8 protein-coding genes and 1 other RNA gene are annotated in these 11334 nt (G+C 54.4%); all 9 read right to left on the bottom strand.

Annotation, left to right across the window (positions count from 1 at the left end):
• Nucleotides 1-159 precede the first annotated feature (159 nt).
• The 9 genes from ssrA to pgk all read right to left on the bottom strand — a co-directional run bounded on the left by ssrA (nucleotide 160) and on the right by pgk (nucleotide 11223).
• Nucleotides 160-525, bottom strand: a transfer-messenger RNA (tmRNA) gene (gene ssrA, locus C4S74_RS26000).
• A gap of 165 nt (nucleotides 526-690) precedes the next feature.
• Complete coding sequence (gene smpB, locus C4S74_RS25995) at nucleotides 691-1170, bottom strand: SsrA-binding protein SmpB (RefSeq protein ID WP_103998179.1); 480 nt, start codon at nucleotides 1168-1170, stop codon at nucleotides 691-693.
• A 459-nt stretch (nucleotides 1171-1629) separates the two neighbouring features.
• Entirely contained in the window at nucleotides 1630-4551 is a 2922-nt protein-coding gene (rnr, locus tag C4S74_RS25990; RefSeq protein WP_181024550.1) for a ribonuclease R, read from the bottom strand.
• 509 nt (nucleotides 4552-5060) lie between these two features.
• On the bottom strand, nucleotides 5061-5297 hold the full coding sequence (gene secG / locus C4S74_RS25985; RefSeq protein ID WP_103998177.1) for a preprotein translocase subunit SecG: 237 nt from the start codon (nucleotides 5295-5297) through the stop codon (nucleotides 5061-5063).
• 184 nt (nucleotides 5298-5481) lie between these two features.
• Nucleotides 5482-6207, bottom strand: coding sequence for a M50 family metallopeptidase (locus C4S74_RS25980; protein ID WP_103998176.1), 726 nt, complete (start codon nucleotides 6205-6207; stop codon nucleotides 5482-5484).
• A 58-nt stretch (nucleotides 6208-6265) separates the two neighbouring features.
• Nucleotides 6266-7558, bottom strand: a complete 1293-nt coding sequence (gene eno, locus C4S74_RS25975) for a phosphopyruvate hydratase (protein ID WP_103998175.1) — start codon at nucleotides 7556-7558, stop codon at nucleotides 6266-6268.
• A gap of 160 nt (nucleotides 7559-7718) precedes the next feature.
• Nucleotides 7719-9260 carry a 2,3-bisphosphoglycerate-independent phosphoglycerate mutase gene (gene gpmI / locus C4S74_RS25970; protein WP_103998174.1) on the bottom strand — a complete coding sequence of 514 codons (1542 nt, stop codon included), beginning with the start codon at nucleotides 9258-9260 and terminating at the stop codon, nucleotides 7719-7721.
• Between the two features lies 1 nt (nucleotide 9261).
• Complete coding sequence (tpiA, locus tag C4S74_RS25965; protein ID WP_103998173.1) at nucleotides 9262-10014, bottom strand: triose-phosphate isomerase; 753 nt, start codon at nucleotides 10012-10014, stop codon at nucleotides 9262-9264.
• A 27-nt stretch (nucleotides 10015-10041) separates the two neighbouring features.
• The gene (pgk, locus tag C4S74_RS25960) at nucleotides 10042-11223 is read right to left on the bottom strand and encodes a phosphoglycerate kinase (RefSeq protein ID WP_103998172.1); all 1182 of its coding nucleotides are present in this window, start codon (nucleotides 11221-11223) and stop codon (nucleotides 10042-10044) included.
• Nucleotides 11224-11334 lie beyond the last annotated feature (111 nt).

Here is an 11334-nt window from a genome sequence, read left to right as displayed (position 1 = left end):
CACGCTGCCACCCTCTGCCGACAACCTTAGCGGTAGATTGCAATCCCGTGCTCCTCCGCTAACGCTTCGTCCGCGCGGACTGAACCCGCGGGCTTCTCCTCCCGCCTCCCGGAACAACAAAAAAGCCCCAGCCTCTAAGGCTGGGACCTTTCTGTTGTTGTATGGAGGCGAGGGGAGTCGAACCCCTGTCCGAAGATAACGACACATAAGCTTCTACGGGTGTAGTCACGGGTTTGATGTCACCCAAGCAAGCGCCCCGTAACCGGCTCTCACTAAGGTCAGCCTGATTGTCTTCTTCAGCACACCCCAGGCGGAGATGTGACAGCGTATCCCACTAAAGGTTAGCCCCTACATCCGGCACATGGGCGATACAGGAGAGGAGCACGCTCACAGGTTATTAAGCTGCGAAAGCGTAGTTTTGTTGTTGTTTGCCGTTTAATAGGCTTTAGCGTTGATGAAGCGGACGCGTCCCCACTACCCGCTACCCATGCTCGAACTACCCCCGTCGAATCCAAAAACGCCCCCGTAATAGAAAAGGAACTCGGATGCAACGGCTCATCGAGCCGGATGCTGTGTTCTTCTTACTCTTTTATTATACCACACTTCCCGCCAAAAGCAGGTGCTGATCCATGGAAGTCCAGGTTCAGTTTCCCACCCGCTCCGCAAGGAGCAGTTAATAAACAAAAATTATTACCTGGCGACCTTCTGCTTCTCACGCAGAGCCCGCTGAATATCGCGCTGAGCATCGCGTTTAGCTGCCGTATCGCGCTTGTCGTACTGTTTCTTACCTTTACCGAGTCCGATCAGCAGCTTCGCATAGCCGTTGCGGATGTAAATCTTGAGCGGGACCAGCGTATAGCCTTCCTGCTTGGAAGCGCCGATCAGCTTGTTGATTTCCGATTTCTTCAGGAGCAGCTTTCTCGCTCTCGTCGGATCGGTCGGGTTATTCCGGTTCCCCTGTTCAAAAGGACTGATGTGCATATTATGCACGAACGCTTCGGCATTACGGATCGTTGCGAACGAATCCGAAAGATTCGCGCGGCCGTTCCGCAGGGATTTGATTTCCGTACCCGTCAGCACAAGCCCGCACTCGTAAGTTTCTTCAATAAAATAGTCATGCGAAGCTTTCTTATTCTGTGCCAGCACCTTGCCGTCGGCTTTCTTGCTCACGGTCATCTCCTCCAGTCGTCCATGCTATTAATACCCCATCCGTGCCTTTTTGAAAAGGCGGAGTGTTCTTTATTGTAGCAACTTCCCTGCCAAAAATCAAGAAACGCCCGGAACATGGCATGTCCGATAAATAGACGCGCTCACCATCCGGGCCGTTTCCTTATTTTCATGTATTTATTTGCCGTCGTAAGTATTTAACGGACCAAATTTTTAAGCATTTCATGCTCGGTTTATGCAAAAGGAAAAGCCTCACCGGCCGTGCGTACAACTCACCATCAGAATGCGGCTAAACCTTAACCGCCCGGCGCGTCGATGCTCACCTGCACATCTTCGACGGTCCCTAAAGCACACCGCAAATCTCATCACAGCGGCTTAAGACCGCTCGGCCGCGCGCGAGGGGCCACCAACTTCCCGCTCGCGCCGCAAAGGGCAGGCACCTTCCCCGCCTGCCCCAGCCCGCTACCGGCGCGGACGTCCCCGCCGGCCGCCCGGCTCGGACGGATCGCGCCCGTCCGGCGTGTGCCGGTCGCCCCGCACCGTCTTCGTCAGCGCGTTCACGGACGACGCCCAGTTGCCGGAGTACGTCGACTCCGTCCGCGCGCCGCCGCTCTCGCGGCCTGACGCCGCACCGTCGCCGGCGCCCCGGCCCCGCCGTCCGCGGCCGCCCTGGCCGCCGCCTTCGCCGGACTCGCCGCGCAGCGAGACGCCGCGTGTCGGGCCGTCCCCTTTGCGGCGCTTGCCGCCCGGCTCAGTGCCCGGAGCCGGCGTTACGGACGCTTCGCCTTCGGCTCCGCCGCCCTTGCGCTTCCGGCGCCGTCCGCCGCCATCTTCGCCGGACTCGGTCACGGGCCCGTTCTCACGGCCTGTATCGGGCGCTGCGGCCGGATTGCCGCCTTTGCGGCGCTTGCGCCCTCTGCCGGCTCCCGGAGCCTCCTGCGTCACGCTGCCGCCCTCAGACGGCATATCGCCCGGTGCCGCTGCCGGCGTGATTCCGAGCGGCGCTTCACCCGATGCGCCTTTCTTCTTGCGTCTGCGGCGCTTGGTACCTCCGCCCTCGGATGCCCCTGTCGCATCTGCGGCACCGGCCGCTCCAACGGCCGTACCAGGCTTCACTAGGACATCCCGCACACGTCCGCGGTCTTTACCGCGTCCGCCTTTGACCGGACGCCCGCCCGCAACGCGCTTCTTCTGGCCACCGGACTTGCTACGGTCGAGCATGCTGAACTTGTTGGAACGAGGCTTCATATCGACCATTTCGAAGTCGATGGTTTTCTCGTCCATATTGACCCGGCCTACACGGACTTTAACTTCGTCCCCGATCCGGTATATTTTTGACGTGCGCTCCCCGATTAGGGCATGCTGCATCTCATGATAGTGGTAATAATCGTCGGTCATGTCGCTCAGGCGGATGAGGCCTTCGACCGTGTTTTCCAGCTCCACGAAAATCCCGAAGCTTGTCACACTCGAAATAATGCCCTCGAATTCCTCGCCGACTTTATCCAGCATGAACTCCGCTTTTTTCAGCGCATCGGTTTCACGCTCGGCATCAACGGCCACACGCTCACGCTGCGAAGACTGCTCGGCGATATCGTCCATCCGGCCGCGCAAATATTCACTGCGCTTATCAGTCAGAGCATTACCGTTTTCCAGCACTTCACGGATTACACGATGAATGATCAAATCCGGATAACGTCGGATCGGGGAAGTGAAGTGGGAGTAAAACTCCGCGGCCAGACCGAAATGCCCGATACTGTTGGAATCGTAGCGTGCCTGCTTCATGGAACGGAGCATCACCGTACTGATGACGGTTTCTTCCTTGGTCCCTTTGATCTCTTCAAGCAGAGACTGAAGCGCGCGCGGATGAACGGTATTGCCGCGTCCGCGTACAACGTAGCCAAAATTCGTAATAAACTCCATGAAATGCGCCAGTTTCTCCGCATCCGGGTCTTCGTGAATCCGGTACAGGAACGGCACCTTCAGCCAGTGGAAATGCTCGGCAACCGTTTCGTTGGCCGCCAGCATAAACTCTTCGATAATCATTTCAGCGATGGAACGCTCACGTTTGACGATATCAACCGGGGTTCCGTCCTTATCGACAATGATTTTCGATTCCTGGAAATCGAAATCGATCGCGCCGCGCTGAATACGCCGGTTCCGCAGCTTCATGGCGAGCTCTTCCATCAGCTTGAAATCGTCTACCAGGTAACCATAACGCTCCAGAAGCTCCGCGTCAGGCTCTTCCTCGGTCAGCAGCTTGCGGACGTTGTTATAAGTCATTCTTTCGCTTGTTTTGATCACACTCGTAAAAATGTCATGCCTCACCACATTAAGCTCGGCATCGAATTCCATTTCGCAGGACATGGTCAAACGGTCTACCTGCGGATTGAGCGAGCAGATACCGTTGGACAGCCGGTGCGGCAGCATCGGAATGACCCGGTCCACCAAATAAACCGAACATCCGCGGTTGTAGGCTTCACGGTCCAGCGCGGAATTTTCCGTCACATAGTAACTTACGTCCGCAATGTGGACGCCCAGCAGATAGTTGCCGTTAGGAAGCCGTTCCACGTTCACGGCATCGTCAAGATCCTTCGCATCCTCGCCGTCAATGGTTACGATACGTTTACCGCGCAAATCCCGGCGTTTCTGGCTGAGAATTTCCTCCTCCGTGATGGAATCGGGCACGCTCTCCGCCTCCGAGATCACTTCTTCGCTGAACGCTTCCGGAAGCTGGAACTTGCGGATGATAGACAAAATGTCCACACCCGGATCGTCCTTATGGCCGAGAATTTCGATCACTTCGCCCTGGGCGGCAGCGCGTCCTTCGGGATACTGGACAATGTTAACGACAACCTTTTGCCCGTCGGCCGCTCCGAGGAAGGCATTTTTCGGAATAAAAATATCCCGCTGAACGCGTTTGTCATCCGGAACGACAAACCCGTAGCTTTCATGATTTTGGAACGTTCCCACGATTCTTGTGTTGGCGCGTGTGACGACGCGGTCCACTTCACCCTCGAGCTTGCCTCCGGCGGCGCCTTTGCTCGTAACGCGGACGAGAATAATGTCGTTATTCATCGCCGTATTCATATCGTTGGCATGAATGTACACGTCAGGGTGATCCCGGTCGTCCGGGATCAGGAAGCCGAATCCTTTGGGATGAGCCTGCAGCCGGCCGCGGATAAGATTCATCCGTTCCGGCACTCCGTAACGGTCGTTGCGCGTGCGCAGTACGTGTCCGGATTGCTCCAAGTCGTTGAGCAGCTTGACGAAATCCTTAAATTCCGAAGCGCTATCAATGCCGAAATGCTTCTCAAGCTCCTGATACGTCATGGGCTTGTACGCATTTTCGTGCATAAAGTTTAATATATCCTGCTCTGTCACCATAGTTGTCACCTTCTTATTAGGTTGAGCTTCTCCGTATTCATACCCGATAACCATTTCTTTGAACAGGTTTAGCCGCTGCTGCAAATCGCATCCTCTGCCCGCTGCGGGGCATTTTAGGCGATTTTCAGGTACCTGTCTTCCGCTTCCCCCCTGCCTCCGGGGCATCTCGGTCTGGCGGATGTATGATTGTCTGCGGGTGTCCCTGCCGGCCTGTACGGCCGCGGGTAACGGGAGTGCCTTCGTTGGGTCTTCTTGCAGCTTTCCGGTCGTTGATTCGTCTAAGCTTCTGCCTTATCATTCCTCACGGTTTCCGGCGAGACCCACAATTAACCGGTTGACAAGCAGGTGCAAGTTACTAATCAGTATATCCTGAAAAGACGAAAACATAAACAAATCAATTCTTTTCACCGCTGCGCCTCGATGTCCGCAAGCGGCAAAACTCCATGAAAAAACAGCAGGAGTAGCATCCCCCTGCTGTTTGCAATTTATGTGCACCGTCTGTTCAGTTGTTATGTCTTCACTACGTAGGCCACGATGACCGTCAATACAATAAAAATAGCCGCCAAAACCACGGTAATCCGAGCCAGAACGAGATCCATGCCTCTAGCTTTCGTTTTACCGAACAGATGCTCGGCACCGCCGCTGATTGCACCGGAAAGTCCCGCACTTTTACCCTTTTGTAGTAATACCGTTACAATTAAGCCCAGCGAGGCGATAACCAACAAAACTTTTAACAAGATAACCAATTCGACACCTCATTAGCATGTTCTTATTTTTAGAATGTGCATTAAAAGTCTATCATAAAAGGCCTTTTTCTGCAAGATTCTGGTTGGACATCCTTACTAAATTTCCCTGCTTTATAAAAGAAAAACCCGCCGACGGAACAAAGATTCCATACAGTGGGCCTTTTGATTGCTAAATGAACGGGAGTCAGCGTTCCCCGGGTCCCATCGGATAAGCTCTTTCGGACCTGCGGGCTTTCCTCCGCCTGTTTGCGTCGCCGCCCAAAAAATATTGAATGGCCGCTTTGGCGCACCAGAGGGAAATAATCAGGAAAATAACGCCCCAGATCAGAGCAGGCACAGACGTGATGGACGCCAGATTCGTTGCGTCTCCCGCTTTGTTCGGGTTCCCCGCCGCAAGCAGCGACAGCGTCAGCGGCCCGTAGACCGACTCCTCCAGACAAAGAAAGGCGACAAGCAGGTAGTAGGCGTTGCGTATAAACCCGCTCGTAAAAGCGAGCACAATGATGTTCAGCGCGATAAAGCCGATCAGCCAGCCCACTCCGAACTCATTGCGTACGAAGAGCACCAGAGACAGCACGGCGATCACCGTCATCACCTGGAGCCCCAGTCTCTGCTTCCCCCGGGCATAAGCCCAAAAAAGAAAAACCGCAAACAAGGACGCCGTCACATAGCCTGCGACCGAAATCGGCAGGAGTTTCCATGAGCCGCTGACCGACGAGTAAGTAACCCCGCTGTGATCGGCATTGAGCACGATAGCCATGACCTTTCCCGAGAGAATCATCGTCATTGCAGCGTGCCCGAACTCATGAACCATGGTGTCCAGGTTGCGGAAATAGGCCGAGAAAGGGATGAATTGAGTTAGTAAAGCCGACCCGATTAACAGCAAAATCGTTTTTACCCAAGCACTCATATTCATAACCCTCCCCGACGTTTAAAAAGCTAAAGCGTTAATCTTGTGAAAGGTTTTCTTACTTGAATTTTTTCAAGTTGTAGAAAGCTTCTTTACCGGCGTATTGAGCAACGCCTTCCAGTTGATCTTCGATGCGAAGCAACTGGTTGTATTTCGCTACGCGGTCCGTACGGGACGGTGCGCCTGTTTTGATTTGGCCTGCGTTGGTTGCCACGGAAATGTCGGCAATCGTGCTGTCTTCGCTCTCGCCGGAACGGTGGGAGATAACAGCCGTGTAGCCTGCGCGTTTCGCCATTTCGATCGCGTCGAATGTTTCGGTCAGCGTACCGATTTGGTTTACTTTGATCAGGATGGAGTTACCGATGTTCTCGTTGATGCCTTTGGACAGACGCTCGGTGTTCGTTACGAACAGGTCGTCGCCGACGAGTTGAACTTTACCGCCCAATTTGTCGGTCAGCAATTTCCAACCTTCCCAATCGTCTTCGGAACAGCCGTCTTCGATGGTCAGGATCGGGTATTTGTCTACCCAAGAAGCAAGCAGGTCAACGAATTCAGCCGGCGTGAAGGATTTGCCTTCGCCTTCGAGCTCGTATTTGCCGTTCTTGAAGAACTCGGTGGAAGCAACGTCCATACCCAGGAATACGTCCACGCCAGGCTTGTAACCGGCGCGCTCGATAGCGGTGATGATCGTTTGGATCGCTTCTTCGTTGGAGCTCAGGTTCGGTGCAAAACCGCCTTCGTCGCCGACAGCCGTATTCAGGCCTTTATCTTTAAGTACGGATTTAAGGTTATGGAAAATCTCTGCGCCCATGCGGAGAGCTTCTTTGAAAGTCGGTGCTCCTACCGGAAGTACCATGAATTCTTGAACGTCAACGTTGTTGTCGGCATGCTCGCCGCCGTTGATGATGTTCATCATTGGAACCGGAAGAGTTTTGGCGTTGAATCCGCCCAGGTAAACGTAAAGAGGCAGTTCCATCGCTTCAGCCGCAGCGCGGGCAACAGCCATGGATACCGCGAGGATCGCGTTGGCGCCCAGCTTGCCTTTGTTATGCGTTCCGTCCAGTTCGATCATTTTCTTGTCGATGGACACTTGATCCAAGGAGTTCAGACCGATGATTTCAGGCGCGATGATCGAGTTGACGTTGTCAACGGCTTTCAGTACACCTTTACCCAGGTAACGGCTTTTGTCGCCATCGCGAAGCTCGACAGCTTCATGAGCGCCTGTGGAGGCACCGGAAGGTACGATTGCGCGGCCTACAACGCCGGATTCAAGATATACTTCAACTTCAACAGTCGGATTGCCGCGGGAGTCAAGTACTTCGCGAGCATAAACGTCGGAAATGATAGTCATTGTGTTTGAACACTCCTTAACAAGGTTATGTGTATGAAAAACTTCGGGAACTCATTCCCTTAAAGGGCAGCGGCGCACCTTACCGATCAAAATAAGATGCTGTATTCCAAGGAATGGTTCCCGAAAACTTGCTGTCTTAATCAAAAAGCGGAAGGATTACTTATTTCTTCTCTTCGATGATCGAAAGACCTGTCATTTCCGGCGGCTGAGGCAGCTTCAGAAGGTGCAGCAGCGTCGGAGCGATGTCGGCCAGAACGCCGCCTTCGCGCAGAGTGACGTCGTTCGATGTAACGATAAACGGCACCGGGTTCGTCGTATGAGCGGTGAACGGACGTTCGGCATCGTCCAGGACGAGGTCCGCGTTGCCGTGGTCGGCTGTAATGCAGACCACTCCGCCCTTGGCGAGAATGGCTTCCACGACTTGGCCCAGGCACTCGTCCGTGGCTTCAACGGCTTTGATGGTCGGCTCCAGCATGCCGGAGTGACCTACCATATCCGGGTTGGCGAAGTTCAGAATGATGACGTCCTGCTTGTCCTCATTGACTTCCTTCACCGCTGCGGCAGCCACTTCGTAAGCGCTCATTTCAGGCTTCAGGTCGTATGTGGCGACTTTTGGCGACGGAATGAGAATACGGGTTTCGCCCGGCAGCTCCACGTCACGGCCGCCACTGAAGAAGAAGGTAACGTGCGGGTACTTCTCGGTCTCGGCGATACGAAGCTGTCTCATGTTATGCTGGGCCAGGACCTCGCCGAGCGTGTTATCGAGATCTTTCGGTTTATACGCGACGTAGCCTTCGACCGTTTCACTGAACAGCGTCAGACAGACGTAGTACAGATCTTTCGGGCAAAGCTCGCCGCGGTCAAAACCGCGGAAATCTTTATTCGTAAACACCTGCGACAATTGAATCGCACGGTCCGGACGGAAGTTGAAGAAAATAACCGCATCGCCGGATTCAACGAGTCCCACCGGCTTGTCGTTCTCATCCGTGATGACAGTCGGCATCACGAATTCGTCGAATACGGATTTCTCGTACGATTCGGTGATCGCTTTGACCGGGTCCGTGTAGTGCGGGCCGTCTCCGTACACCATCGCACGGTAAGACTTCTCGGTCCGCTCCCAGCGCTTGTCCCGGTCCATCGCATAGTAGCGGCCTTGAACCGTCGCTACTTTGCCGACGCCGATTTCGGCGATCTTGGCTTGAAGCTGCTCCATGTAGTTCTTCGCCGAATCGGGCGCTACGTCGCGTCCGTCCAGGAAAGCATGGATGTAAACTTCCTGCAGATCTTCTTTCTTCGCCAGCTCCAGCAGCGCGAACAAGTGCGCGATGTGGCTGTGTACGCCCCCGTCGGAAAGCAGCCCGTACAGGTGCAGCTTCTTGTTGTTCTGCTTCGCATGACGCACGGCGCCGATCAGCGTGTTATTGTCGAAAAACTCACCGTCCCGGATCGACTTGGAAATACGGGTCAGGTCCTGGTAAACAACCCGGCCGGCACCGATGTTCAGGTGCCCCACTTCAGAATTACCCATTTGGCCTTCCGGCAAACCTACGGCTTCGCCGCAGGCAGTCAGCGTCGTATGAGGGAACTGGTTCCAATAGCGGTCGTAGTTCGGTTTCTTGGCTTGGGCCACGGCGTTGCCGTGAACCTCGCCCCGAAGTCCGAAGCCGTCCAGAATAATCAGCGCTACCGGTTTAGTCGCCATCTTACTTCGCCCCCTCAACGAGTTGGATGTAAGAAGCCGGCTCCAGGCTGGCGCCGCCCACAAGAGCTCCGTCGATATCCGGCTGAGCCATGTATTCGGCGATGTTGCCCGGTTTTACGCTGCCGCCGTATTGAATGCGGACCGCATCCGCTACGGAGGAATCGTACAGGGAAGCGATCAGCTCGCGGATATAAGCAATTACTTCGTTGGCGTCTTCAGCCGTGGAAGATTTGCCCGTACCGATAGCCCAGATCGGCTCGTAAGCCACGATGACTTGTTTCGCCTGATCGGCGCTGAGGCCTTTGAAAGCAGCTTCCGTCTGTACGCGGCAGACTTCTTTCGTTTGTCCCGCTTCGCGCTCTTCGAGCTTCTCGCCTACGCATACGATCGGCGTCAGACCGTAGTTGAAAGAAGCGAGAACCTTTTTGTTAACCGTTTCGTCGGTTTCGTTAAAATAAGCTCTGCGCTCGGAGTGACCGATAATGACATACGTTACGCCGAGATCTTTAAGCATAGCGCCGGAAATTTCGCCGGTGTATGCGCCGTTTTCTTCCCAGTGAAAGTTCTGAGCGCCGATTCCGATCGACGTGCCTTTCACAGCTTCGACAAGCGCCGGAAGATTGGTGTAAGGAGCGCAGATTACGCTCTCTACCCCTGCAACTTCCGCCTTGCCTTTTATATCATTCACGAAGCTTGCCGCTTCGGAAACGGTTTTGAACATTTTCCAGTTACCTGCGATAACGGGTTTTCTCATGATCTTCAAAACTCCTCTCTGTATCTCTTACTTGTCGTTAAGAGCGACTACGCCGGGCAGAACTTTGCCTTCCATGAACTCCAGGGAAGCACCGCCGCCTGTGGAGATATGGTCCATCTTGTCGGCGAGGTGGAACTTCTCCGCCGCCGCCGCGGAATCGCCGCCGCCGATGACGGTGTAAGCGGATGTGTCGGCACAAGCCTGAGCTACCGCACGCGTACCGTGGGAGAACGGCTCGATTTCGAACACGCCCATAGGCCCGTTCCAGACAACAAGCTTGGAGTTCTTGATAACGTCGGCGTAAAGTTCACGCGTTTTCGGACCGATGTCAATGCCTTCCCAATCGGCAGGAATGGAATCGATTCCGACGATGTTCGTGTTGGCATCTGCGCTGAAATCGTCCGAGATGACGATATCTACAGGCAGAAGGAAGTTCTTGCCGAGTTTCTTCGCTTTCTCAATGAATCCGAGTGCCAGATCAAGCTTCTCGTTGTCCACGAGAGATTGTCCGATTTCATGGCCTTGGGCTTTAAAGAACGTGTAGGAAAGGCCTCCGCCGATGAGGATGTTGTCTGCGATTTCGAGCATTTTATTGATAACGTCGATTTTGTCTTTAACTTTGGATCCGCCGACAATCGCGGTGAAAGGACGCTCCGGATTGTTAAGCGCTTTGCCCAGCACGTCCAGTTCTTTCTCCATCAAGAGACCGGAAACCGCCGGAAGCTGATGAGCGATGCCTTCCGTGGAAGCATGCGCACGGTGAGCGGCGCCGAAAGCATCGTTCACGTACAGGTCGGCCAGTGCAGCGAATTGTTTTGCCAGCTCCGGATCGTTCTTCTCTTCACCCGGGTAGAAGCGGACGTTCTCGAGAAGCAGCACTTCGCCGTCTTTCAGCTCGTTTACTTTCGCTTGAACCGCTTCACCGACAGCTTCGTCCGCTTTCACTACAGGCTTGCCGAGAAGCTCGGACAGGCGGGCTGCTACCGGCGTCAGACGCAGGTCTTCGTTGACTTGGCCTTTCGGGCGTCCCAGATGGCTCGCAAGGATAACTTTAGCGCCTTTGTCGATCAGGAACTTGATCGTCGGCAGTGTTTCACGAATACGTGTATCGTCCGTAATTTGGCCGTTTTCGAGCGGCACGTTGAAATCGACGCGTACAAACACGCGTTTACCGTTAACTTCTACATCGCGAACACTTTTCTTGTTCATGAAATATCCTCCTCAAAGCTTTCCGAAGGAAAGCTGGCATCGTAAGCATTAGCTGAGAGCTTTCCGAAGGAAAGCTGGCATCGTAAGCATTAGCTGAGAGCTTTCCGAAGG

Source organism: Paenibacillus sp. UNC499MF, assembly GCF_900107975.1.
Taxonomy (GTDB): domain Bacteria; phylum Bacillota; class Bacilli; order Paenibacillales; family NBRC-103111; genus Paenibacillus_F.
This window is presented reverse-complemented; position numbering and strand designations above follow the sequence as displayed.